General features: G+C 65.1%; 20 protein-coding genes. 12 read left to right on the plus strand and 8 right to left on the minus strand.

What is annotated here, in order from left to right; genetic code table 11:
- The first annotated feature begins 19 nt into the window (after window positions 1-19).
- Window positions 20-1,300, plus strand: a complete 1,281-nt coding sequence (locus tag I6F12_RS18100) for an O-acetylhomoserine aminocarboxypropyltransferase (RefSeq protein ID WP_225125144.1) — start codon at window positions 20-22, stop codon at window positions 1,298-1,300.
- Window positions 1,301-1,406: 106 nt separating this feature from the next.
- Window positions 1,407-1,751, plus strand: coding sequence for a hypothetical protein (locus I6F12_RS18105; RefSeq protein ID WP_036025406.1), 345 nt, complete (start codon window positions 1,407-1,409; stop codon window positions 1,749-1,751).
- Window positions 1,752-1,770: 19 nt separating this feature from the next.
- Here the strand turns inward: I6F12_RS18105 and I6F12_RS18110 are convergent, their stop codons facing one another.
- Window positions 1,771-2,853: a COX15/CtaA family protein gene (locus tag I6F12_RS18110; protein ID WP_109143558.1), complete on the minus strand. Its 1,083-nt coding sequence runs from the start codon at window positions 2,851-2,853 to the stop codon at window positions 1,771-1,773.
- 110 nt (window positions 2,854-2,963) lie between these two features.
- On the opposite strand from I6F12_RS18110, the gene I6F12_RS18115 reads away from it, so the two are divergent.
- Complete coding sequence (locus I6F12_RS18115) at window positions 2,964-3,185, plus strand: DUF2842 domain-containing protein (protein ID WP_225156946.1); 222 nt, start codon at window positions 2,964-2,966, stop codon at window positions 3,183-3,185.
- On the opposite strand, the gene I6F12_RS18120 is transcribed toward I6F12_RS18115, so the two are convergent.
- Entirely contained in the window at window positions 3,169-4,215 is a 1,047-nt protein-coding gene (locus I6F12_RS18120) for a polysaccharide deacetylase family protein (RefSeq protein ID WP_225156947.1), read from the minus strand. The two genes, I6F12_RS18115 and I6F12_RS18120, sit on opposite strands and share 17 nt — an antisense overlap.
- Before the next feature lie 128 nt (window positions 4,216-4,343).
- Between I6F12_RS18120 and I6F12_RS18125 the strand changes: the two genes are divergently transcribed.
- A complete protein-coding gene (locus I6F12_RS18125) occupies window positions 4,344-5,525 on the plus strand; it encodes a GNAT family N-acetyltransferase (protein ID WP_225156948.1) in 1,182 nt (393 codons plus the stop codon).
- Window positions 5,526-5,711: 186 nt separating this feature from the next.
- On the opposite strand, the gene I6F12_RS18130 is transcribed toward I6F12_RS18125, so the two are convergent.
- Complete coding sequence (locus tag I6F12_RS18130; RefSeq protein WP_225156949.1) at window positions 5,712-8,045, minus strand: exopolysaccharide transport family protein; 2,334 nt, start codon at window positions 8,043-8,045, stop codon at window positions 5,712-5,714.
- A gap of 201 nt (window positions 8,046-8,246) precedes the next feature.
- On the opposite strand from I6F12_RS18130, the gene I6F12_RS18135 reads away from it, so the two are divergent.
- The 3 genes from I6F12_RS18135 to I6F12_RS18145 all read left to right on the plus strand — a co-directional run bounded on the left by I6F12_RS18135 (window position 8,247) and on the right by I6F12_RS18145 (window position 12,461).
- Window positions 8,247-9,380, plus strand: a complete 1,134-nt coding sequence (locus tag I6F12_RS18135; protein WP_036025444.1) for a glycosyltransferase family 4 protein — start codon at window positions 8,247-8,249, stop codon at window positions 9,378-9,380.
- Between the two features lie 118 nt (window positions 9,381-9,498).
- Window positions 9,499-11,049 (plus strand): undecaprenyl-phosphate glucose phosphotransferase, encoded by a 1,551-nt coding sequence (locus I6F12_RS18140; RefSeq protein ID WP_225156950.1) that lies wholly within the window; start codon window positions 9,499-9,501, stop codon window positions 11,047-11,049.
- Window positions 11,050-11,204: 155 nt separating this feature from the next.
- On the plus strand, window positions 11,205-12,461 hold the full coding sequence (locus I6F12_RS18145; RefSeq protein ID WP_225156951.1) for an O-antigen ligase family protein: 1,257 nt from the start codon (window positions 11,205-11,207) through the stop codon (window positions 12,459-12,461).
- Here the strand turns inward: I6F12_RS18145 and I6F12_RS18150 are convergent.
- A complete protein-coding gene (locus I6F12_RS18150) occupies window positions 12,430-12,906 on the minus strand; it encodes a MarR family transcriptional regulator (RefSeq protein WP_050995948.1) in 477 nt (158 codons plus the stop codon). The two genes, I6F12_RS18145 and I6F12_RS18150, sit on opposite strands and share 32 nt — an antisense overlap.
- A 147-nt stretch (window positions 12,907-13,053) precedes the next feature.
- On the opposite strand from I6F12_RS18150, the gene I6F12_RS18155 reads away from it, so the two are divergent.
- A complete protein-coding gene (locus I6F12_RS18155; RefSeq protein ID WP_225156952.1) occupies window positions 13,054-14,250 on the plus strand; it encodes an FAD-dependent monooxygenase in 1,197 nt (398 codons plus the stop codon).
- Between the two features lie 99 nt (window positions 14,251-14,349).
- On the opposite strand, the gene I6F12_RS18160 is transcribed toward I6F12_RS18155, so the two are convergent.
- Genes I6F12_RS18160 through I6F12_RS18170 form a run of 3 tightly spaced genes read right to left on the minus strand, consistent with a single transcriptional unit; the run spans window position 14,350 to window position 17,143 of the window.
- Window positions 14,350-15,528, minus strand: a complete 1,179-nt coding sequence (locus I6F12_RS18160; protein WP_225147194.1) for a saccharopine dehydrogenase NADP-binding domain-containing protein — start codon at window positions 15,526-15,528, stop codon at window positions 14,350-14,352.
- Window positions 15,529-15,537: 9 nt separating this feature from the next.
- Window positions 15,538-16,320 carry a DUF169 domain-containing protein gene (locus tag I6F12_RS18165; RefSeq protein WP_225147195.1) on the minus strand — a complete coding sequence of 261 codons (783 nt, stop codon included), beginning with the start codon at window positions 16,318-16,320 and terminating at the stop codon, window positions 15,538-15,540.
- 55 nt (window positions 16,321-16,375) lie between these two features.
- Window positions 16,376-17,143, minus strand: a complete 768-nt coding sequence (locus I6F12_RS18170; protein ID WP_036010382.1) for a YdcF family protein — start codon at window positions 17,141-17,143, stop codon at window positions 16,376-16,378.
- A 168-nt stretch (window positions 17,144-17,311) separates the two neighbouring features.
- Here I6F12_RS18170 and I6F12_RS18175 point away from each other — a divergent pair, with 168 nt between their 5' ends.
- The 3 genes from I6F12_RS18175 (at window position 17,312) to I6F12_RS18185 (ending at window position 19,207) form a co-directional block, all read left to right on the plus strand.
- Window positions 17,312-18,253 (plus strand): acetamidase/formamidase family protein, encoded by a 942-nt coding sequence (locus tag I6F12_RS18175; RefSeq protein ID WP_225140086.1) that lies wholly within the window; start codon window positions 17,312-17,314, stop codon window positions 18,251-18,253.
- 201 nt (window positions 18,254-18,454) lie between these two features.
- Window positions 18,455-18,652: a hypothetical protein gene (locus I6F12_RS18180; protein WP_024341172.1), complete on the plus strand. Its 198-nt coding sequence runs from the start codon at window positions 18,455-18,457 to the stop codon at window positions 18,650-18,652.
- 75 nt (window positions 18,653-18,727) lie between these two features.
- Window positions 18,728-19,207, plus strand: coding sequence for a GcrA family cell cycle regulator (locus I6F12_RS18185; RefSeq protein ID WP_036010389.1), 480 nt, complete (start codon window positions 18,728-18,730; stop codon window positions 19,205-19,207).
- A gap of 270 nt (window positions 19,208-19,477) precedes the next feature.
- Here the strand turns inward: I6F12_RS18185 and I6F12_RS18190 are convergent, their stop codons facing one another.
- Entirely contained in the window at window positions 19,478-20,965 is a 1,488-nt protein-coding gene (locus I6F12_RS18190) for a porin (RefSeq protein WP_225156953.1), read from the minus strand.
- A 406-nt stretch (window positions 20,966-21,371) separates the two neighbouring features.
- On the opposite strand from I6F12_RS18190, the gene I6F12_RS18195 reads away from it, so the two are divergent.
- Window positions 21,372-21,878 carry a MarR family transcriptional regulator gene (locus I6F12_RS18195; protein ID WP_036010395.1) on the plus strand — a complete coding sequence of 169 codons (507 nt, stop codon included), beginning with the start codon at window positions 21,372-21,374 and terminating at the stop codon, window positions 21,876-21,878.
- Window positions 21,879-21,884 lie beyond the last annotated feature (6 nt).

The raw sequence follows: 21,884 nt of genomic DNA on the forward strand, positions 1-21,884 counted from the left end.
ACAAGAACAGGACGCCCAAATGAGCGATCGCCTTCCGGGATTTTCAACGCTCGCCGTGCATGCCGGTGCACAGCCCGACCCCACCACCGGCGCGCGCGCGACTCCGATTTATCAAACGACCTCTTTCGTCTTCAACGATGCCGATCACGCCGCCTCGCTGTTCGGCCTGCAGGCGTTCGGCAATATCTATACCCGCATCGGCAATCCCACCAATGCGGTGCTGGAAGAGCGCGTCGCCGCACTCGAAGGCGGCACGGCCGCGCTCGCGGTCGCTTCCGGCCATGCCGCGCAGGTCGTGGTGCTGCAGCAGCTGCTTCAGCCCGGCGACGAATTCATCGCCGCGCGAAAGCTCTATGGCGGCTCGATCAACCAGTTCACGCACGCCTTCAAGAGCTTTGGCTGGAACGTGGTGTGGGCCGATCCCGACGATATCGCGAGCTTCGAGCGTGCGGTGACGCCGCGCACGAAAGCGATCTTCATCGAGTCCATCGCCAACCCCGCCGGCAGCATCACCGACATCGAGGCGATCTCGACCGTGGCGCGCAAGGCGGGCGTGCCGCTGATTGTCGACAACACGCTAGCCTCGCCCTATCTGATCCGTCCGATCGACCACGGCGCTGACATCGTCGTGCACTCGCTGACGAAATTCCTGGGCGGCCACGGCAACTCGCTCGGCGGCATCATCGTCGATGCCGGCACCTTCGACTGGTCCACGGGCGGCAAGTACCCCATGCTCTCGGAGCCGCGCCCGGAATATCACGGCATCCGGCTGCAGGAGACCTTCGGCAATTTCGCCTTCGCGATCGCCTGCCGCGTGCTCGGCCTGCGCGACCTCGGCCCGGCGTTGTCGCCGTTCAACGCCTTCATGATCCTGACCGGCATCGAGACTCTGCCGCTGCGCATGCAGAAGCACTGCGACAATGCCAAAGCCGTTGCCGAATACCTCGCGGGACATCCGGCGGTGGCCTCGGTGAGCTATGCCGGGCTGCCGAGCGACAAGTACAATCAGCTCGCGCGCAAATACGCACCAAAGGGCGCCGGCGCGGTGTTCACCTTCAGCCTGAAGGGCGGCTATGACGCCGGAGTCAGCCTGGTGTCGAAGCTGCAGCTGTTCTCGCACCTCGCCAATGTCGGCGACACCCGCTCGCTGGTGATCCATCCGGCCTCGACCACGCACAGCCAGCTCGACGACGCCGCCAAGATCAAGTCCGGCGCCGGCCCGAACGTGGTCCGGATCTCGGTCGGTATCGAGGACAAGGAAGACCTGATCGCGGATCTGGAACAGGCGCTGGGGGCGTAGCGCCTGGGAACGACGGCGGCCGTTTTGGCCGCCGTCGGTTAATCCTCATTAACCATATCTGCCTCATACATCGTGCTTGGATCGCCCCTTTGATTCGGAGCCGACGATGCTGCGCTGGATGGTGCCCGCTCTGGCTGTGATGCTAACGGCCTCGGCGGCCATTGCCGCCGATCTGCCGGCGACGCCGAAGCGGCGCGCGGCCGGGCCGCCGCAGGACCCACCTCAGGTCTATGTCGAAACCGATCCGGATGCGCTGATCTCGCCGGCCTACGGCATCGGCAGCTACATCCGCAACCTGCCGGGCACGCCGCTGCTGCCGGGCTCCCACACCTTGCCTGGCTATTACGGCCGCCCCTGGAGCTACGATTATCAGGGCGCCTATTACGGCGGGAAACAGGTCGATTATTTCTGGCGCCTGCCCTATGCGTGCGGCGTCTACGGCTATTGCTGATCAGCCGGGCTGATGGTGATCAGCCGGGCTGACCCACGGGGACCGCGCGCGGCTGCGCCTGCACAGACTGCCGTGACGCCAGCCGCTCCACCTGCATCACTGCCAGCGTCAACACCACGATCGCAACCGCCTGGTGGGTCAGCGCGAGATCGATCGGCACCTGGTTGAGCAGCGTGAGGATGCCGAGCACCGCCTGCACGCTCACCGCCGCGAACAGCCACAACGCGCCGCTCGCGGCCGCACCTGCACGCGAGCGCACCGCGTCGATCGCATGCAGCAGCGCCAGCACGATCAACACGTAGGCGGTCATGCGGTGCTCGAACTGCACCGTCAGCACATTGTCGAACATGTTGCGCCACCACGGCGTCTCGAACCACAGCCGTTCCGCCGAGGGGATGAGCGCCCCATCGATCTCAGGCCAGGTGTTGTAGGCCCGCCCGGCACGCAAGCCCGCGACCAGCGCACCGAAATAGATCTGCACGAAGGTCACCGCGAGCAGCACCGCGCTCGTGAACCGCAGCCGAGCCGGCGCCGCGATCTGCGGCCGCTGCTCGAGCCGCCGCACCGTCCAGACGATCCCCGCGAAAATCAGGAGCGCGAGCGAAAGATGCGTCGCCAGCCGATATTGCGACACCTCGGTGCGTTCCGTCAGGCCCGAGGCCACCATCCACCAGCCGACCGCCCCCTGGAGGCCGCCGAGCGCAAACAGCAGCCACAGCCTGCGCTTCAGCTCACCCGACAGTCCGCCGCGCCAGAGGAAGAACAGGAACGGCAGCAGATAGGCGACGCCGATGAAGCGGCCGAGCAGCCGGTGGCTCCACTCCCACCAGAAGATCGTCTTGAACTCGGACAGGCTCATGCCTGAATTCAGCTCGCGATATTGCGGGATCTTCTTGTAGGCCTCGAACGCCTCGGCCCATGCCGCTTCCGACAGCGGCGGAACACTGCCCGTGACCGGCTTCCATTCGACGATCGATAGGCCCGATTCCGTCAGCCGTGTCGCACCGCCAACCAGCACCATCAGTGCGATCAGCGCGGCCACACAGATCAGCCACCAGCGCACGGCGCGATGCGGCTCGGATGGGGCGGAATTCGTCGTCATTTCAAGGACAAAACCAAGCCTGGGGCGAAGAGACTTGAACCCGGTTGAGTGCCCCTTATAGTCCCCCGCTCCCGCAGCGCAAGTAACGCGATAGCCTTAAAGTTCCCGCCATGACGATCCGCACCCGCAAGTTCCTCGGCGCCATCCTGCTCCTGGTGCTGGCCACCGTTTGGGCCCTGCTCGGCATGGCGGTGGCGCAGATGCCGTGGATCGCCGAATCCGGCTGGCGGCAGGCGATCTACTACGTCGTGGTCGGCATGGGCTGGGTGCTGCCGGCGATGCCGATCGTGAGCTGGATGCAGCGGCCCGATCGCCTCAGGTCTGGCTCGTAGCGCTCCCGGTCGGCCGCACCGGCGCAAAAGCGGCGCCCGACACCAGCACGCGCAGCATCCGCAGCGAGCGCACCCGCCCGTCCCAGGAGATGCGCGGCAGTGCGCGCAAGTTCGTCCGTCCCTCCGCCTCCACGATGCCTGGGATCGTCGAGGCCGCGCTGGCGAAGCCCGCCTGCTCCGCCATCACGACGTGGCTGCGCCGGAACGAAGCGCGGTCGCCGAACGGATAGGCGAAATGCCTGATCTCGCGGTTGAAAGCCGATTCCGCCACGGCCTTGCCCATCGTCATCTCGCGCAGTGCGGCCGCGTCCTTCATGTTGGCCAGCATCGGATAGTTCACCGTTGCGCTGCCGATCGTCACGAGCGGATCGGCGGCGAGCCTGGCGAGGTCTTCCCAATTCATCGACGCCTCGCGCGAGAGCGCGGCGAGGTCGATCCGGTAGCGGGTGCAGAGATCGGCGATCGCGGCCGACAGATCCGCCGGCGGCAGCGAGCGCAGCCAGCTCTCCAGATGCGAGAACAGCGCCTGCTTCCCGGCCTTGTCGGCGACCGTGAAGCGCTGCTCCTTGTCGCCCATCATCAGGTCGATGCGGCTCTCGCGCGCGATCACCTGCTCCAGCCCGAGCCACCAGGCCTCGCCGACACCGTCGGGAAAAGCGGTCGGCACATAGATCGTAAAAGGCACGGCGTGACGCGCCAGCACCGGATAGGCGAAGGTGATGAGATCCTTGCCGGCGCCATCGAAGGTCAGCGCCACGAAGCGACGCTTCTCCGGCAGCATCACCGCGCGCCGGCAGACCTCGTCCATGCCGAGAAAATCGTAGTTCCACCGCTTCAGCGCGCGGATGGCGCGATCGAGGAATTGCGGCGTAATCTCGTGCTCGCGCAGCGGCTGAAATCCGCGCCGCCGAGGCCGCACGTAGCGGAAGCGCAGGATGGCGCCGGCACCGCGACTGCGCAGCATGGCCTGGCCGGTGAACCAGGCCAGCTCGAGGCGCAGCCGTTCCAACCATCTGTCGTCGGAAGCCAAAATCCCACCCTTCGCGCGCGCCGGCGGTCAGTTCCCTCGCCCCAGTCATTACCCTTTGTTGACCTTTGTTTGCAAAGGTCGGCCACGGGCCGAAATACGTATTTTCGATTTCTCGACAGGTTTCGCGAATGACCATGGCTGCGGCGATGCAAAGCCGGACGGCAGAAGCGCCAGCGCGGTCGAAAGCGAGCCGTATCGCACAGGTCGACATCGTCACCGATCTCGCCGAGGTCGAGGCGGTCTGGCGCGGCTTCGAGGCCAGTGGCCATCTTTTCACGCCCTACCAGCGCTTCGACCTGCTCGACCCCTGGCAGCGGCTGGTCGGCGCCCGTGAAGGTGCCCGGCCGTTCATTGTGATCGCCCGCGACGCCGATCGGCGCCCGCTCCTGCTGCTGCCGCTCTCGCTGCGGCAGGGCCACGGCGTGCGCACCGCCGGCTTCATGGGCGGCAAGCACACCACCTTCAACATGGGCCTGTGGAACGCCGAGTTCGCAGCAGAGGCCGCCAGCGCCGATCTCGATGCACTGCTTGCGCCGCTCGGCGAGCACGCCGACGTGCTCGCACTGACACAGCAGCCCGAGCGCTGGCACGACCAGCAAAACCCGTTTGCAGCCCTGCCGCGGCAGCGCCCGATCAACGGTTGCCCGCGACTGGTGATGGAGCCGGGCGGCCCGCCGGCCTCGCGGATCAGCAATTCCCTCCGCCGCCGCCTCAAGAGCAAGGAGAAGAAGCTTCAGTCCCTCGCCGGCTACCGCTATCACCTGGCGACGTCGGACGCAGACATCATCCGCCTGCTCGACTGGTTCTTCCGTGTCAAGCCGGCGCGGATGGCGGAGCAGAAGCTGCCGAACGTCTTCGCCGAACCCGGCGTCGAGCAGTTCGTCCGCAGCGCCTGCCTCGCGCCGCGCGGCGAAGGTCATGTCATCGACATCCATGCGCTGGAATGCGACGAGGAGGTGATCGCGATCTTCGCCGGCGTCGCCGATGGCGAGCGCTTCTCGATGATGTTCAACACCTACACGATGTCCGAGCACGCCCGCTACAGCCCCGGCCTGATCCTGATGCGCTACATCATCGACCGCTACGGCGAACGCGGCTACCGCTCGCTCGACCTCGGCATCGGCTCGGACGATTACAAGCGGATGTTCTGCAAGGACGACGAGGCGATCTTCGACAGCTTCGTCCCCCTGACCTCGCGCGGCAAGCTCGCGGCCATGGCGATGTCCTCGCTCAGCCACGGCAAGCGGCTGGTGAAGCAGAACCAGATGCTGTTCGACATGGCCCGCCGGCTACGGCAGGCGTTCGGGTAGCTCTTTCCACTTGCACGGCTGTCTTCCCTTCTCCCCTTGTGGGAGAAGGTGGCGCGAAGCGCCGGATGAGGGGTATGCCTCCGCGAGCTCGAATGGAAAGGTGAACTCGCGGAGAGATACCCCTCACCCGTCTCGCCGCTAACGCGGCGAGCCACCCTCTCCCACAAGGGGAGAGGGTAAGAAAGCCTACGCCGCCACCACGCGCGGCGTCTCGGCGGCATCGGACGGCTGCACCGGCTTGCTCAGCATCGCCACCGCGCTGAAGCCGACGGCTCTAAGCTGCTCGCACATCTGCGCGCGCGCATCCGCCGCCATCGACGCATCGGGCACCACGACGGCGCGGGCATGGGCCGTCAACAGGTCGGCCGGCAGGTCCGAGGCGCTGCCGGCGTCGATCAGCACGTGATCGTAAGCTCGCAGCAGCGCGTCGATCGCGAGTGCGACGCGCGGCGACTGCAGCAGGCTGCGGTCGAAGCCGGGACGGCCGGCCATCACCAGATGCAGCCGCGACAGCTTGTCCCGGGTGATGACTTGCGCGAACGAGGCCTCGCCCTGCATCAGCTCGGCAAGGCCGGGAGCCTGCGCATCGGCGGAGACTGCGGCAATGGTCGGCGAGGAGGCGGCGAGATCGACCACGACGACGCGTGCATCGCGCGCCAGGTTCCGCGCCAGCGTCAGCGTCGACAGCGTGATGGCGTCGCCCGGCGCCGTGCCGAGCACCGTAACCTTCTTGGCCGCAGCGCCCGCGGCACGCAGATCGTCGGCCAGACGCTCGATCTCGGCGAATTCACTCGTATCCAAATCGGCCGCCATCTCCGGCTGCAGCGGCGCGGGCTCCGCCAACACCGGATCGAGCATTGGTTCGCCGCCCCTGTCGACCACGGGCTCGATGGCCCGCTCAACGACCAGCGGCTCCTCCCGCACCGGCGTCTGCGCGGAGCCCATTGCCGCGCCCGGCGCGGTCTGGCGCAGCAGCTCGCCGGTGACGACGACGCCGGACGAGAGCAGCAGCGTTGCGATCGTTGCGATCAGCACGATCGGCAGCTTCTTCGGATAGGCCGGCGTGTTCGAGACAATGGCGCGCGAGATGATGCGGCCGTCGGTCGGCGCCGTGTCGATGGTCTCGCGGGTGTTGGCCTCGCGGTACTTGGCGAGATAGGTCTCGAGCAGATCGCGCTGCGCCTTGGCCTCGCGCTCCAGCGCACGGAGCTGGACGTCCTGGCCGTTGGTGGAGGCCGCCTGCTTCTTGAGCTGCTCGAGGCTCACGGTGAGGCCATCGACCCGACCGCTGGCGATCCGGGCGTCGTTCTCGAGCGAGCGCGATATCTTGGCGGCTTCGTCTCGAATCTGATTGTCGAGGTCGCCGAGCTGCGCCTTCAGCTCCTTGATCCGGGGATGATTGCCGAGCAGCGTCGACGATTGCTCGGCGAGCTGCGCCCGCAGCGTCACCCTCTGCTCCGACAGCCGGCGCATCAATTCGGAGTTCACGACCTCGGACGCCTCGATCGGCTTGCCGCTCTGGAGCATCTCCTTGATCAGCCGTGCCTTGGATTCCGCATCCGCCTTCATCGAGCGCGCATTGTTGAGCTGGGTATTGACCTCGCCCATCTGCTGGTTCGACAGCGTGGTGTTGTTGGTTCCGACGAACAGGCTGGACTTGGAACGGAAGTCCTCGACCCGCGCCTCGGCGTCCGAGACCTTCTTGCGCAAACTCTCGATCTCGCCGGCCAGCCATTGGCTGGCGTTCTTGGCCTGCTCCTGGCGCGCGGCCTGCTGCAGCACGAGATAGCCGTCGGCGATCGAGTTGGCGACGCGCGCGGCGAGCTCGGGATCGGCGGACTGGAATTCGACCACGATCACGCGCGACTTGTCGACGGCGTAGGCCGAAAGTCGCTCGTAATAGGAATCGAGCACGCGCTCTTCCGGCGTCATCGCGAACGGATCGCGGACGATACCGACGAGCGCGGCAAGCGACTTCAGCGGCGAGATGCCCTGCAACACCGGGTCGAATTCGGGGCGCTCGGCGAGCTTGTTCTTCTTGATGATCTCGCGCGCCAGATCGCGCGACAGCACCAGTTGCACCTGGCTGGTGACGGCCTCGGCATCGAGCGCCTGCCGCTCCTCGGTGCGGTCGCTGTTCGGACGCAGGAACACGTTCTCGCGGCCGTCGATCAGAATCCGGGTTTCAGATTTGTAGCGCGGCGTGACGAGATTGACGATGGCGAGCGAGGCAACGAGCGCCAGCACCGTCGGCACGATGACCCAGCCGCGCTTGCGCGCCAGGGCCGCACCGAGCGCGTGCAGGTCGATGTCGCCGGATTCGACCTGCCCAGGCTTGGCGATGACAGGCGCGGGCTTCGCTTCGATCTTGGTCTCAACCTTGGCTTCGATCTTTTCGGCTTCCGCTTCGCGCTTTTCAGCCTTCGTTTCGCTCTTCGGCGCAGCTTCGCCTTTGGACTTCGCGACGGCCCGCGCGATCACAGCCTTGTCCTTGCCGGCACGCCAGAACGCTAAACGCATCGAACACTCCCGCAGGGCAATGCTGCGACTCTACCTCAACCGGGGCGATTACACTCCATTAAGGTTGCCGCTGGGTTAATCGTGACGACCCGCGCCTTGTGCACGTCGACCCGTCACCGTTTGTTAACCACGAGGCCCCTTAATCCATCTCGATTTTTCACGAGAATTGTTCGGCAAGTCGCCGTCGAGCTGGTTTTGATCATGCCCCCCTCTCCCGACCGGCCGCTTCGCATCCTTCACGCCGTGCGCGCTCCGGTCGGCGGCATCTTCCGCCACATCCTCGACGTCGCCAACGGCCAGGTCGACCGCGGCCATCATGTCGGCATCCTCGCCGACAGCCTCACCGGCGGCGAGCGCGCCGACAAGGCGCTGACCGAGCTTGCGCCGCGCCTGAAGCTCGGCGTCCACCGCATGGCGATCCGCCGCGAGCCGTCGCCCGATGACGTCCTGGTATGGCTCCGAATGCGGCGGCTCATCGCCACGCTCAAGCCCGACGTGCTGCACGGCCACGGCGCCAAGGCCGGTGCCTTCATCCGCATGCGGCGGCGCTCTGACGACACGATCCGGATCTACACCCCGCATGGCGGCTCGCTGCATTATCCGCTCAACACCTTCAAAGGCGAGTTCTACGCGCGGCTCGAACGCGCGCTGATGGACTCCACGGACCTGTTCCTGTTCGAGAGTGCCTTTGCGCGCGACACCTATCAGCGTATCGTCGGTACGCCCAAGGGCGTGGTGCATTGCGTCTTCAACGGCGTGACGCCGGAGGAATTCGAGCCGGTCATCACCGCCGAGGATGCGACCGACCTGTGCTATGTCGGCGAGTTCAGGCACATCAAGGGCGCCGACCTGCTGGTCGATGCCGTGGCGCGCCTGCACGAGGGCGGCAAGAAGGTCACGCTCACGCTCGGCGGCGACGGCGAGGAGACGGCCGCGCTGAAGGCGCAGGTCGAGCGGCTCGGCCTGGCGAACGCCATCCGCTTCATCGGTCACGTCAAGGCGCGCTACGGCTTCTCCAAGGGGCGGCTGCTCGTCGTCCCCTCGCGCGGCGATTCCATGCCTTATGTCGTGATCGAGGCCGGGGCCGCGGGCATTCCGATGATCGCATCCAAGATCGGCGGCATTCCCGAGATCCTGGGCGTCGACAGCCCCGCACTGTTCGGCCCGAGCGATCCCGAGGCCATGGCGGAGGCGATCGCCTCAGCGCTGGACGATCCGCAAACCACCGCGCAACGTGCACTTTCCTTGCGCGAGCGCATCTCGGCGCACTTCTCGCAAGCCGCGATGGTCGAGGGCGTGCTCGCCGGCTATCGCGACGCATTTGCCAATCATTAACCATCCTTAAGTCCAGCTTTAGAGAATCTTCCGATTTGTTCGATAATCGAAGCGCCAGGGTATGCTTGCCCGGGCGCGCAATGCCGTGCCGCGGGTTCTGGAATGGACGTGAACGCCCGTGGAACCGCTCAACGCACGCTCGATGCTCGATGCCGCGGCCAGCGCTGCGGCAAAGCCTGCTGACCAGCCCTTCGTGGAGCGCCGTCGCCGGCTCTCGCCTGCCGCGCTCGACGTCGTCAACCAGAAGGTCGCCCGCGCCTATTCGCCGATCGTGATCGCCGGCTTCGTGCGCCTTGCCGATTTCGCGCTGCTGAGCCTCGTCGGCATCGCAATCTATCTCGGCTACGTCATGCCGCTCGCGGGGGCGTTCAGCTGGATCTATCCAGCCGAGGTCATCGCCGTCGCCATCGCCGCCGTGGTCTGCTTCCAGGCTGCCGACATCTACCAGGTGCAGCTGTTCCGTGGTCAGCTCCGGCAGATGACGCGGATGATCTCGTCCTGGTCGTTCGTCTTCCTGCTCTTCATCGGCATCTCCTTCTTCGCCAAGTTCGGCAGCGAAATCTCGCGGCTGTGGCTCGCCGCCTTCTACTTCCTCGGACTCGCCGCGTTGATTGCCGAGCGCCTGGTGCTGCGCGCGCTGGTCCGCGCCTGGGCGCGCCAGGGCCGGCTCGACCGCCGCACCATCATTGTCGGCTCCGACAGCAACGGCGAGCAGCTGGTCGAGGCGCTGAAGGCGCAGGAGGATTCCGACATCCACGTGCTCGGCGTGTTCGACGATCGCAACGACAGCCGCGCGCTCGACACCTGCGCCGGCGCGCGCAAGCTCGGCAAGGTCGACGACATCGTCGAGTTCGCCCGCCGCACCCGCGTCGACCTCGTGCTGTTCGCGCTGCCGATCTCGGCGGAGACCCGCATCCTGGAGATGCTGAAGAAGCTCTGGGTGCTGCCGGTCGATATACGCCTCTCCGCGCACACCAACAAGCTGCGCTTCCGGCCTCGCTCCTATTCCTATCTCGGCGAGGTGCCGACGCTCGACGTGTTCGAGGCGCCGATCACCGATTGGGACCTGGTGATGAAATGGCTGTTCGACCGTATTGTCGGCAGCCTTGCGCTGCTCGCAGCCCTGCCGGTGATGGCGTTGGTTGCGCTCGCGGTGAAGCTCGACAGCCCCGGCCCGGTGCTGTTCCGACAGAAGCGGTTCGGCTTCAACAACGAGCGCATCGACGTCTACAAGTTCCGCTCGATGTACCACCATCAGGCCGACCCGACCGCCTCGAAGGTGGTGACCAAGAACGATCCGCGCGTCACCCGCGTCGGCCGCTTCATCCGCAAGACCAGCCTGGACGAACTGCCGCAGCTCTTCAACGTGGTGTTTTCAGGCAATCTGTCGCTGGTCGGCCCGCGCCCGCATGCGGTGCAGGGCAAGCTGCAGAGCCGGCTGTTCGACGAAGCCGTGGACGGCTATTTCGCCCGCCACCGCGTCAAGCCGGGCATCACCGGTTGGGCCCAGATCAACGGCTGGCGCGGCGAGATCGACAACGAAGAGAAGATCCAGAAGCGCGTAGAGTTCGACCTCTATTACATCGAGAACTGGTCGGTGCTGTTCGACTTCGTCATTCTCCTGAAGACGCCGGTCTCGCTGCTGACCAAGAACGAGAACGCGTATTGAGTTTCTCTGTCATGCCCCGCGTAGGCGGGGCATCCAGTACTCCGTAGCGCCAGTGGTTTCCACGATAGGCGCCGCGGAGTACTGGATCGCCCGGTCAAGCCGGGCGATGACGGCTGTGTTGTGGCGCATGAGTTGCGTAAGCGTATGAGCGTGTGATGGCGTATGCGGCGACAGCCGGTGGAGTGAACGCAGCCGCAACGGCCGCGCCCGGCGTGCTGGCGTTGCAGCGCGCGCTGGTGTGGCTGGTCGGCGCCTCTGGCGCCATCGTCTTCATCGAGCCGAGCCCCTACGAGATCGCGACGCTGCTCGCGACCGTCACCTTTTTCGCCACCGGCCTGCGGCTGCGGCTCGTGCTGATGCCGCTGGTGTTGATGCTGATCCTGCTCAATGTCGGCTACACCATCAGCGCTATTCCGCTGTACGAGCAGACGGAGGTGGTGAGCTGGATCGCGACCTCCTGGTACATGGCGGTGACCGTGGTGCTCTTCGCCATGGTCATCTCCGAGGACACCGAGGCCCGGCTCGACATGCTGCGCCGCGGCCTCGTGGTCGGTGCGATGATTGCCTCGCTGCTGGCAGTTGCCGGCTACTTCCACCTGATTCCCGGCGGCAACGACCTCTTGACGCTCTACGGCCGTGCGCGCGGCACCTTCAAGGACCCGAACGTGCTCGGCGCCTACTTGATCCTGCCGGCGCTGTTCGCGCTTCAGAGCGTGGTCTCCGATAAATTGGCCAAGGCATTCCGCAACGTCATCGCCTTCGGCATCATGTCTCTGGCGATCCTGCTCGCCTTCTCGCGTGCGGCCTGGGGCGGCCTGGTGCTGACCTCCGCCTTCATGCTGGCGCTGATGGTGCTGACCAGCCGCACCAATGCGCAACGCTCGCGCATCGTCATCATGGCGATCGTCGCCGCGGTGCTCGGCCTCGCGCTGATCGCCGTGCTGCTGTCGCTCGATTCCACGGCGGAGATGTTCAAGCAGCGCGCGAGCTTTGGCCAGAGCTATGACGAAGGCCGCTTCGGCCGGTTCGGCCGGCACATCCTGGGTGCGGAGATGGCGCTCGATCTGCCGTTCGGCATCGGTCCACTGCAATTCAACCGCTACTTCCCCGAGGACACCCACAACTCCTACCTCAACGCCTTCATGTCCGGCGGCTGGCTGTCAGGTGTATGCTATCCCGCGCTGGTCTTCACCACGGTGATCATGGGCTTCCGCCACGTCTTCATCCGTGTGCCGTGGCAGCGCGCTTACCTCGCGGTCTTTTCCGCCTTCCTCGGCACCGTGGGCGAAAGCTTCGTGATCGACACCGACCACTGGCGGCACTTCTGGATGATGCTGGGCGCAGTGTGGGGGATGATCGCAGCCGCGCAAGCCTACAAGCTCAGGTCCGGCGAGGACGCTTCTTCAGCTTGAGATCCGGCCGCTTTTCCGGCGGCGTATCGAGCAGACCTTTCAGTGCCTCGGTCGCCGCGAGCGTGCCCTTGTATGCTTCATTGGAGAAGCGAAGCAGCAGCCGCAATTCCTCGTCGGAATAGCCGTTGCAGACGTTCTCCATCGCCTGCTGCATCGGCACGTAATACTGGCCGAGGCCGGCGATCGCCTCCGGCACGACCGTGATGAAGACCTTGCGACGATCCTTCTCGTCTCTTTCGCGCCGCACCAGGCCCGCCTTTTCGAGCCGGTCGACAACACCGGTGATGGCACCGGTGGTCAGGCCGGTGACCTCGGCGAGCCGCCCTGCCGTGACGCGGCCTTCGAGATACAGGATGTCCATGCATTCGAGATCGGAATTGGCAATTCCGGCAACGTTGGCAACGGTCTGTCCGTAGAGCACGCCCTGCGCGGAGGACCTGCGCATGGCGTCCTCGAGTTCCTGCAGCAGCGCAGCGCGCGCCTTCGTCCTTGACAAGGCCCACCTCATCTCTTAGGCAATATATATCTTATTCACTAAGATAATTAGTGACCGTAATTTCTCCTAGCACCACGGAAACGTCGGGAGCAAGCCATGGCCCACCGTCCCCGCAAGGCGCTGATCATCGGCGCCGGCATCGCCGGCCCCGTCGCCGCGATCCTGCTGCGCCGCGCCGGCATCGAATCCGCGATCTACGAGGCCTGGCCCTATTCGAAAGGGACCGGCGGCGGCCTGCAGATCGCACCGAACGGCATGCATGTCCTGGACGAGATCGGGCTGGCGAAGCAGCTGATCGACCGCGGCTCGGTCGCGGAAGCCTTCGACTTCTATTCGCAGGGCGGCGAGAAGCTCGGCTCGATCAACCGCGACCTGGCGCGGCGCTTCGGCCAGCCGGCCGTCAACATCGCGCGCGCCACGCTGAAGGAGATCCTGATCGACAAGGCCTGGTGCGCCTCTGTCTCGCTCTATTTCGAGAAACGCCTGATCAAGATCGAGGATCGCGGCGACCAGCCGATTATCGCCTACTTCGCCGACGGCACCACCGCCGAAGGCGACTTCCTGATCGGCGCCGACGGCGTGCACTCGGTCGTGCGCCGCCAGGTGGTGCCTGACGGCCCGCAGCCGTTCGACACCGGCCTGATCGGCTTCGGCGGCTTCGTGCCGCATGCCGTGCTCGACGGCAGATCCAGCGGCCAGCACGTCGAAACGACCTTCGGACAGAGCGGCTTCTTCGGCTACGGCTATTGCAGCTCCGATCCGAAAGACGGCGTGATGTGGTGGAGCACGCAGCCGGCGCACGGCATGGACGCGGCGACGTTCCGCGCGCTCGACCATGCGACGCTGAAGCAGCATCTGCGCAGCTTCCATCACGGCTGGCATGATCCGATCCCCGCCATCATCGAAACGGCCGAGAACATCGTGGTCACCGACACGCTCGACGTCGCGACCCTGCCGACCTGGTCGCGCAAGCGTTCGCTTCTGATCGGCGATGCCGCGCACGCGACCAGCCCTCACGCCGGCCAGGGCGCCTCGCTGGCGCTGGAGGACGCGATGCGATTTGCTCGGCTGATGCAGGAGGGCCAGGAGCTCGGCGCCACTTTCCAGGCCTTCGAGGCCGAGCGCCGCCCGCGCACCGAGAAGATCGTCGCGATCGCCCGCCGCAACGGCAACAACAAGCGCGAGTTCAGCGCCACCGGCGCCTGGATGCGCAATCAGATGCTGAAATGGCTGCTGCCGCTGGGCGCCAAGGGCATGGACTTCATGTACGCGTACGATGCGCGGGCGGCGTGACAGAGACGGTGCCGTAGGGTGGGCAAAGCGCAGCGTGCCCACCACCGAGAGATGGTGGGCACGGCGCGTTGCGCCTTTGCCCACCCTACGAGAGCCAACCTAGCTCTCCACTTTGAACGTCAGCCCGGCATTGTCCTGCAGCCGCTTGATCAGCTTGTGCTGCATCGCTGCGCCCGGCGTCCAGAAGCCGGCGGGAACGTCGCTCGCATCGCGCAGCAGGCAGATGGCGCATTCGGAGATCATCTTCGAGGTCGAGCCGTAGCCGGGATCGCGGTCGCCGGTGACGCCGGCGCGGACCATGCGGCCGTCGGGGGCGATCGCGACATAGAGCAGGTTGAACAGGCCGTTCTCCCGCTCCTCCTTCGACGGCCCCTCGCCCGGCTTCGGCGCGTTCGGGCCGGTCTTCTCGGCATTGGCCGCCATCACGCGCTTGGCGTTGGCCTCACCCTTCTCGCCGGGGCCAGTCAGCACCATCTCGTCGTAGACGAAGTCCTTCCCGTAGGGAAAGCCCATCAGCATGTTGGAGCGATGGACGTTGCGGGTGTTGATCAGCGCCATCATGAACGGCGCGGCCCAGGATTGCAGGTCCTCCTCGAAGACCGCCCTGTTGCCCTTGGGCTGCTTCGGGCCGGTGAAATCAGGCGTCAGCGCGAAGTGGTCGTTGAGGATGGCGACGAGGCTGAGATCTTTGGCGACGGCGTCGAAGGTCGCCTTCGCGCTCGCCGCCGTGCCGCCTGACAACGTGCCGCGCATGTCGCGCACGCGGCCCTTCACGCGCGGTGCCGGCGCGCCGAACACGCGCCTGGCTTCCTCCTGCACGAAGAAGGTGCCGAGCTCGAACGGCACGGAATCATAGCCGCAGGAGAACACGATGCGCGCGCCGCTCGCCTTGGCCGCCGCCTCGTACTTGTCGATCATCTGCCGCATCCAGACCGGCTCGCCGCAGAGATCGAAATAATCGACACCCGCAGCGACGCAGGCAGCTAACAGGTCCTCGCCGTAGAACTGGTAGGGGCCGACCGTCGTGATCACCGATTTGGTTTGCGCCACCATCGCCTTCAGCGACGCCGCATCCGACGCATCCGCCACGATCAGCGGCGTGTCGGCCGGCGCGCCGATCGCATCGCGCACCGATTTCAGCTTGTCGAGGCTGCGTCCCGCCATCGCCCATTTGAGCGCCTTGTCGTCCTTGTAACTCGCCGCCAGATATTCGGCGACGAGCTGGCCGGTGAAGCCGGTCGCGCCGTAGACGACGATGTCGAATTTCGCAGAGCTCATGATCGGCCTTTACTTCTTCGCGTAGCTCACGCCCATGCCGGCACGGACGTCGCTTTGAATGCCATAGGGCGGGATCGGGTAGCGCAGGCCGTTCTTCGCCAGCGCCTTCATGCCCTCGATTGCCTTGGCGAGATGCGAGGGCTTCAATGCCATCAGCATCTCCTCGTCCGGCACGCCGCCATAGCGCCGTTCGGCATAGCATGGCAAGGACAGGCTGGGCTCCCCAGTCTTGAGCGCCCGCCCCCATGAATCGGCGCAGGCGGTCTCGCCGACCACGCCCCATTCGAACTTCTTGTAGCCGGTATATTGCAGCCCGTTGATCAGGATGATCATCTGCCCCGGCGTCGCATAGACGAGGCAGATATCGGGAGGATCGAGCCGGCCGCTCGCGAGCGGGCTGACGGCGAGCGCCTGATAGTGCCCGAACGGAACCACGTCCAGCGCCGCCTGGCGCTTGCGCGCGTCCTCCGCCGTGCCGTGCCAGACCCCGACATAGTTTTCGCCGGCGAGCCATTTCTCGTCCTGCGGCGCAAGACCGATCACCGCGCGGCATTGGGCGCCTACGAGATCGTCGGCGGTAATGCCGACGGTCCAGCCCAGGCGCGCGGCCATGCTGACAATCTGATCGGTGGTGTGAATTGCGTTCGGGCGGCGGATCTTCGGGATCGCCTCCATTTCTGCGACGCTCGCGAACAGCTTCATGCCGATCACGTTCGTCTTCAGCCGCAGCAGGCTGTTGAGATCGGCGACGAGGCCGGCAAGGTCGATCCTGTCCGTACTCTGCTGTTGCATGGCTTCCTCCGCGCCGGCGATGGTGCGCCGCGTATTCTTGTTTTGCGGCTTTGTTCTAGTCCCTGCCCGGTCCCGGAAGCAACTCGGAGATCCTGCCCATCAGACGGTAAGCGGTAAGACCGATCCACTCGCGCACCGCAACTTCGGTTCGTCTCAAGCCGTCCGCGCCCATGTTGGTGAAGGAGAATAGATCCTCACGTCCCCCCATCCGCCAGTCCACCGGATAGGCCTCGACGTCAAATCCGGCCTTGCGGAAGATTCCCATCGAGCGCGGCATATGGAAGGCCGACGTCACCAGGAGCCAGCGCTCGCCGGGCTTTGGCGATACCAATTGCTTGGTGAAGATCGCATTCTCCCAGGTGTTGCGGGAGTTACGCTCGAGGATCAGGCGGTCCTTCGCGATGCCGAGATTCTCCAGGATCGGCGCGGAATAGTCGGCCTCCCTGGCCTCGCTCGACACCAGGTTCGCGGAGCCGCCGGTGAAGACGATGCGCGCATTGGGGTAGCGGCGCGCAAGCTCGGCCGGCGCAAACAGACGATCGGCCGCGTGCGCGACGACCGGCGTGCGATGCGCCGCCGACAGATCGGTGTCGACCGAGCCGCCGAGCACGATGATGCCGTCGGGCGCGCCGCGCGAGGCGTCCCACGCCGGGAAGCGCGACTCCAGCGGGTAGATCAGGAGATTGCCGAGCGGCGAGAACGCTGCGAGCGCCAGCAGCACCAGCGTGGTCACGGCAAGCCGGCGGCCAAACGCGGCAAAGCGCGTCGCCATCAGCACGACAGATACAATTCCGAGCTCGACCAGAAGATTGATCGGCAGCAGCGCGACGCCAATGGTCTTGGAGAGAGCGAAAAACAGAGGAGCCTCGCTGGAATGATCGTGCCTGCCATGCGCGGGCTTGGCCGGCACGGCCTTGTTCGGAAATCCTTCTTGAAAGAGGATCGATCGCCGGGTCAAGCCCGGACCGATCAAACCAACCGGACGCGGCAAATGACCCATCATCACCTGCATTCCAGCCCCGAAACCTGCCATTGGGGCTTCTTCGAAGCCGCACTCGAGCCCGTCCTCACCGTGGCCAGCGGCGACGAGGTGACGGTCGACACCATCAGCGGCGGTCCCGACATGCTGCCTGATCGCGACAGGTTTCACATTCCGCCCGAGATGCACCAGGTTCATGCCAAAAACGAGCGCATGCTGCCGGGCCACATCCTCACCGGTCCGATCGCGGTCGAAGGGGCCGAGCCCGGCGACGTGCTCGCGGTCGAGATCCTCGACGTGCAGCTCCGGCAGGATTGGGGCTGGAACATGATCAAGCCGCTGTCCGGCACCCTGCCCGACGATTTCCACGAGACGCGGATCCTGAACATTCCGCTCGACCGTACCAGGATGGTCGGCCGCATGCCGTGGGGCCTCGACCTGCCGCTGAAGCCGTTCTTCGGCGTGATGGGCGTATCGCCGCCGCCAGCCTGGGGCCGCATCTCCTCGCTGATCCCGCGCGCGATGGGCGGCAATCTCGACAACAAGGAGCTAGGAGCCGGTGCGACGCTGTATCTGCCGGTGTTCGTGCCGGGGGCAATGTTCTCCTGCGGCGACGGCCATGGCGTGCAGGGCGACGGCGAGGTCTGCGTCACCGCGATCGAGACCGCGCTGCAGGGCCGCTTCCGCCTGACGCTGCGCAAGGACCTGAAGCTCGATTACCCCCGCGCCGAGACGCCGACGCACTACATGACCATGGCGATGGACCCCGATCTCGACCAATGCGTGGTGCGCGCGCTCCGCGACATGATCGCGCTGCTCGGCGAAACGCGAAATCTGTCGCGCGAGGATGCCTACACGCTGTGCAGCCTCGCCGCCGATCTCCGGGTGACCCAGACCGTCAACGGCGCCAAAGGCATCCATTGCATGATCGAAAAGGCGATCGTGCACGGCTGAGCCGGGCGGCCCCTTCCCTGACCTGCCGACCTCACGCCGCCGCCCGGTCTTCCCCGCGGCGCGTCGTGGTGTGCCTGATTCCCAAGCGATTCCAATCACGTGAGCTTCGGCCCCAGCGCTGATTTGACTTCCACCCCCGAACCTAAATAGAGTCTTAATCGTTACTTTTATGTACCCGAGTAAGAGGCTAGCGTTCGGGCCATGGCCACCGAAAAAGCCGAGACTGACCGCATTCCCGTAACCTTGGCGCTCTCGACCATCGCGTATCTGGAGAAGCTGGTGAGACAGGGCACCCACGGCACCAGCGTTCCCGGCGTCGCACGGACATTGATCGAGGAAGGCATCCGTCTCGCCATCAAAGACGGTCTTCTGTCGATCCGCGACAATGGCAGGACGTGAGCGCGCTCGGTACGTGAGGCGGGCGGATCTCGAGACCGCGGATGGCCGACATCTGCAACCTGGGATCGCCGACAAATGCCTGTTCTCTCACCGACCTGGACCGACGAACGAATCGAACTCCTGAAGCAGCACTTCGAGGCCGGCCTCTCCTGTCGCGAGATCGCCGCCGACATCGGCGTCAGCCGCAACGCGGTGATCGGCAAATTGTCGCGGCTCAATCTGACGCGCGGCCGGACGGTCGACGACCGAAAGGTCCAGGACAAAGGCCTGGCGCCGGCGCGGATGCGCAAGGCCGTGCCGCGGCTGCAATACGAGATGCTCGCCACGATCTATGGCGAGACCGATGCGCCGGTGTTTGCCGGCCCAATCGACGAGGCCAACCGCTGCTCGTTGCTGGAGCTGTCGGAGAATCGCTGCCGCTGGCCGATCTCGACGCCGGGCGCAGCCGATTTCTGCTTCTGCGGCAACACGGCGCCGGACGGCCAGCCCTATTGCGCCGGCCACAGCCGCCTCGCCTACCGGCCGCCGGCGCGCACCCGCGTGATACGCGGCTGATGTTGCGGGCATCTGGACAACAAAAAACCTCCGGCGGGGCATCGCCGGAGGTTTCTGGAGGCTTAGCATGAAGCTAAGAGCCGCAACTTTCGTATCTGGCTGGCAGTGATATAGCTTAGTAGCTCAAGTAAGTAAATAAGTTTGACACGACGGAATCGCATGGCTCGCCTTCGTGTTCCGCAACGGCATTCGATTTTCCGAAACTCTTGCCCATGAAAAACCCCGGCGGTTTCCCGCCGGGGGTCTCCGATCGATTTGCGGGATCGAGGATCAGAAGTTGCGCTGAGCGCGCAGCAGCATGCTCACCGAGTCCTGGTCCTTCAGCTCGTACACGGCCGCCGGCTTCGCAGCGCTGGCAATGCCCGGGCTCGCGATGAAGCCGGAGTACTTCTGGTCCAGACGCGACCAGCTCAAGTCGGCAGTGAACGCCAGGCCCTTGACCGGGGTCCACACGGTGTTCACACCGACCACTGCGAAGTTGAAGTCCGGATTACAGGTCGAACCGGCCAACCCGATTGCGGCGAAGTTGGTGCAGATCAGGGCCTTGCCCGTGTTGCCGTACTTCAGCTGGGCGTAGCCACCGTAGATGGCGCTGGCCCAGTTCGGGCTCCAGTTGTGGGTATAGCCGCCACGGAAGCCCCAGGTCTTGACGGTATCGATGCCGGTACCAGTTCCGAACACGCCGTCGGCGAGACCGGCGAACCCGGTGCTCTGATACGCGCCGTTGCCGCTGCCGCTGAACATGAAGAAGCTCTGCGGGAACAGGCTCTGGAAGTTGTAGCGGGTCGCACCATCGGTGTAGACGGCCTGCAGGTTGATGACGTCACCCGCGCCGGTCGGGATGTTCTTGATCGACAAGGCGCCCTGCACGGCCCAGCCCCACTTGTCGGAGGGATGACCGGTGACTTCAGTCGCGCCGTAATAGGCTGAATGCAGCTCATGGGCCGCGACCGAGATCTGCGCCAGACCCCAGGCCTGGTCGACACGAACCTGACCGATCACCTCGGGCATGCGCGTGCCGCCCCAAGCGCTGGCGCCATAGACGCCGGTCACGAACTGCGCCGCCGTACCCGACGACACGTTCCAGAGGTTCGACTGACCATTGTTCGCCGAGGTCTCGTCCTGCAGCGCGAACGAAGCAGTGATGCCCTGGCCGAAGTCAGCCGTGTAGGCAACCTGGTTCACGCCGTTGACGTGGTTGGAGCCGCCCGGAAGGGTATCGGGGCCGCCGGCCGGATAGCTCTGCCAGGGAGCGTCGAAGATCGAGACCGTGCGGCCGAAGGTGAAGCCCGCGAACTGGATGAACGCATGGTAGAGACCGAGCGAGGCCGAACTGGTCGAGAACGCCGACGGGTTGCTGCCGGTGACGTTCGTGGAGTCGTAGCTGACGACCAGGTCGGCGTAGGTGCGAACAACGCCGTATTCGGTCGCCGTGCGGGTATCGATGTTGAAGTCCAGACGAGCGCGGCTGTAGTAGTAGTTGGTCAGACGGTTGTTGGACCCGCCGTTCACACTGCTCGAGCTGTTCCTGAAGCCATAGTCGCCGCCGCCGCCGAGAAGCATGTCAGCGCGGATGTAACCACCAAACTTGATGCAGGTATCGGTGCCCGGCATGTAGTAGAAACCCGCGCCGTAGAGCGAGCAGATCTTCACGTATTCGACTGCCTTGGCCTTGACCGGAAGATCAGCCGCCTGAGCTCCACTAACGGCGATCAGTCCCGCCGCAGTGCCGAGCAAAAGGCTCTTCACCACTTTCATTTAAAACCTCCAAGTTGCTCATTCACGGAGACCGGACCGTGAGGCCCCCCAGATCCCCGTCTCTTCATCAAATCCGCTCGGCCGCTTCGCGTTTTCGGACGTACCTGCATTCGCGAGGGACGTGAGCGAACCACCTGCAACGGGACGATCGAGAACCCCCCACCGTCGGGATCAATATGCCCGCGCCGTTCCGTTAATCAAAATAGTTTATTAGATCAGCTTTGTGGTTTCACTAACCCTGTGGCCGCAACGCAACACCGGTGTTGAGCCAAAAAGCCTGATCGGGTCATATTTGTAGTTTTCGTGACACCATTACCCTGCTCTGCACTTGCGTCAGAGCAGAGTTGCGTGGACTATGCCCGCCGAAAATGAGCCGGAAAGAGAATCAGCTTGCGGGAGTGACGCTGTGTCCGCGACGAGGAAGGAAGGCGCGCGCCTGCGCACCATCGGCAACCTGGATATCATCAGGCGATTCACCTGGGAGATATCGTCGATCAACATGTATCTCGAGGAGCTGCGTCAGTTCTGGGCGAGGACGCTCGGCATCAGCGGACCGCAATGGCTGATCCTGATGGCCATCTCGGACCTCGACAAGGACGACGGCATTCCGGTCAACGTCGTGTCCAAGCTCCTCCACGTCGATCCGTCCTTCGTCACCACCCAGTCCAAGCTGCTGGAGAAGAAGGGCCTTTTGCGCCGCCGCCCCTCGCCGACCGACGCGCGCGTGGTCCGGCTATCCCTGACCGAGAAAACGCAGAAGCACCTGGCGAGCCTCAACGAGCAGTACAAGACCATCAAGGAATTCGTCTTCCAGGAGTTCGACGAGGCCGAGCTCGCCGAATTCACCACCAAGCTCGCGACGCTGAAGACCCGGCTGGAAAAGGCCTGCGTCCGCCTCAGCCTGGACCTCTGACGGCTC

It is taken from the genome of Bradyrhizobium sp. IC4059, from assembly GCF_020193615.1.
GTDB classification, from domain to species: domain Bacteria; phylum Pseudomonadota; class Alphaproteobacteria; order Rhizobiales; family Xanthobacteraceae; genus Bradyrhizobium; species Bradyrhizobium yuanmingense.

What these genes read in the sequence shown, in the direction of transcription:
- I6F12_RS18100 (WP_225125144.1), top strand. Translation starts at nt 20, where the DNA reads ATGAGCGATCGCCTTCCGGGATTTTCAACGCTCGCCGTGCATGCCGGT.
- I6F12_RS18105 (WP_036025406.1), top strand. Translation starts at nt 1,407, where the DNA reads ATGCTGCGCTGGATGGTGCCCGCTCTGGCTGTGATGCTAACGGCCTCG.
- I6F12_RS18110 (WP_109143558.1), bottom strand. Translation starts at nt 2,853, where the DNA reads ATGACGACGAATTCCGCCCCATCCGAGCCGCATCGCGCCGTGCGCTGG.
- I6F12_RS18115 (WP_225156946.1), top strand. Translation starts at nt 2,964, where the DNA reads ATGACGATCCGCACCCGCAAGTTCCTCGGCGCCATCCTGCTCCTGGTG.
- I6F12_RS18125 (WP_225156948.1), top strand. Translation starts at nt 4,344, where the DNA reads ATGACCATGGCTGCGGCGATGCAAAGCCGGACGGCAGAAGCGCCAGCG.
- I6F12_RS18130 (WP_225156949.1), bottom strand. Translation starts at nt 8,045, where the DNA reads ATGCGTTTAGCGTTCTGGCGTGCCGGCAAGGACAAGGCTGTGATCGCG.
- I6F12_RS18135 (WP_036025444.1), top strand. Translation starts at nt 8,247, where the DNA reads ATGCCCCCCTCTCCCGACCGGCCGCTTCGCATCCTTCACGCCGTGCGC.
- I6F12_RS18145 (WP_225156951.1), top strand. Translation starts at nt 11,205, where the DNA reads ATGGCGTATGCGGCGACAGCCGGTGGAGTGAACGCAGCCGCAACGGCC.
- I6F12_RS18150 (WP_050995948.1), bottom strand. Translation starts at nt 12,906, where the DNA reads ATGCGCAGGTCCTCCGCGCAGGGCGTGCTCTACGGACAGACCGTTGCC.
- I6F12_RS18155 (WP_225156952.1), top strand. Translation starts at nt 13,054, where the DNA reads ATGGCCCACCGTCCCCGCAAGGCGCTGATCATCGGCGCCGGCATCGCC.
- I6F12_RS18160 (WP_225147194.1), bottom strand. Translation starts at nt 15,528, where the DNA reads ATGAGCTCTGCGAAATTCGACATCGTCGTCTACGGCGCGACCGGCTTC.
- I6F12_RS18165 (WP_225147195.1), bottom strand. Translation starts at nt 16,320, where the DNA reads ATGCAACAGCAGAGTACGGACAGGATCGACCTTGCCGGCCTCGTCGCC.
- I6F12_RS18175 (WP_225140086.1), top strand. Translation starts at nt 17,312, where the DNA reads ATGACCCATCATCACCTGCATTCCAGCCCCGAAACCTGCCATTGGGGC.
- I6F12_RS18180 (WP_024341172.1), top strand. Translation starts at nt 18,455, where the DNA reads ATGGCCACCGAAAAAGCCGAGACTGACCGCATTCCCGTAACCTTGGCG.
- I6F12_RS18185 (WP_036010389.1), top strand. Translation starts at nt 18,728, where the DNA reads ATGCCTGTTCTCTCACCGACCTGGACCGACGAACGAATCGAACTCCTG.
- I6F12_RS18190 (WP_225156953.1), bottom strand. Translation starts at nt 20,965, where the DNA reads ATGAAAGTGGTGAAGAGCCTTTTGCTCGGCACTGCGGCGGGACTGATC.